Below are 669 nucleotides of genomic sequence, written 5' to 3' on the forward strand. Positions count from 1 at the left end.
TAGATCGCGCCCGTGGCGATGCCGGCCAGGACCTGGTTGGTGAACAGCTCCATTGTCCCGGCTCCCTCAGTAACCCAGATAGGATTTGCGGATTTCTTCGTTGTTCGCGATGTCCTTGGCCTTGCCCGACATCACGATGCGGCCGGTCTCGATCACATAGGCCTGGTCGGCGAGCTCGAGTGCGAGCTGGGCGTTCTGCTCGACCACCAGGATCGACACCTTGTCCTCGCGGTTGATCTTGCCGAGAATGCCGAACAGGTCGCGCACCACCAGCGGCGCGAGGCCGAAGGAGGGCTCGTCGAGCAGCATCAGCCGCGGCCGCAGCATCAGCGCGCGGGCGACCGCAAGCATCTGCTGCTCGCCGCCGGACAGTGTGCCGGCCTGCTGGGTGTGGCGCTGCTTCAGCACCGGGAAATGCGCGTACATCCGCTCGATGTCGGAGACGATGCCGGCGCTGTCCTTGCGGGTGATGGCCCCGAGCTGGAGATTCTCCTCCACCGTCATGGTGGTGAAGGTGCCGCGGCCCTGCGGCACGTGGGCGATGCCGAACCGCACGATGCTCTCGGTCGAGCGGTTGTTGAGCGGCTTGCCGTCGAACTCGATGCCGCCGGTGGAGCGCACCATGTTGCAGATCGCGCGCAGCGTGGTGGTCTTGCCGGCGCCGTTGGC

The 669-nt window shown here is 66.1% G+C and carries 1 protein-coding gene; it reads right to left on the reverse strand.

Annotated elements, in window-relative coordinates:
• Positions 1 to 66 precede the first annotated feature (66 nt).
• Positions 67 to 669: ABC transporter ATP-binding protein (locus MOV74_RS39715; protein WP_246933061.1), on the reverse strand; the 603-nt coding region annotated here is incomplete at its 5' end.

The sequence above is a fragment of the Bradyrhizobium sp. SHOUNA76 genome (assembly GCF_023006445.1).
Lineage (GTDB): Bacteria > Pseudomonadota > Alphaproteobacteria > Rhizobiales > Xanthobacteraceae > Bradyrhizobium.